This is a genomic window from Romboutsia sp. 13368 (assembly GCF_018336475.1).
Taxonomy (GTDB): Bacteria; Bacillota; Clostridia; order Peptostreptococcales; family Peptostreptococcaceae; genus Romboutsia.
The window spans coordinates 1,292,185-1,292,625 of sequence record NZ_CP048741.1; the positions used below are offsets into that span (position 1 = coordinate 1,292,185).

1 protein-coding gene is annotated in these 441 nt (G+C 26.3%); it reads right to left on the reverse strand.

Going from position 1 to position 441, the window contains the following annotated elements:
• On the reverse strand, positions 1–441 hold a 441-nt coding region (locus G3997_RS05245; RefSeq protein WP_296644041.1), incomplete at both ends, for a DEAD/DEAH box helicase family protein.

Genomic DNA, 441 nt, shown 5'->3' on the forward strand with positions numbered 1-441 from the left:
ATCAACACTATCTGGYTCAAATTTATTAAATTCTGCTAATGTTTGWGAATCTAAGTCTTTTCTATCWACTAAAAAAAATACTTTTTTTATGTTAGGCTCTTTTGATAATATTTGACTAGCTTTAAAAGATGTTAAAGTCTTACCAGAACCTGTTGTATGCCATATAAATCCATTGTTGTTAGTTTCAAAAGCACGAGTAACTAAACTTTCAACTGCATATATTTGATATGGTCTCATAACCATTAGTAGTTTATCAGTTTCATTAGTTATCATATATCTTGCTATAACYTTTGATACAAAAGATTTATCTAARAARGTTTGAGTAAAATCTTTTAGATTGCTAATTCTTTTATTTTCTTCATCACTCCARAAGAATGTTTGACTAAATARTATTTCTTTATCACTATTTGCAAAGTATTTAGTGTCTACTCCATTTGATAT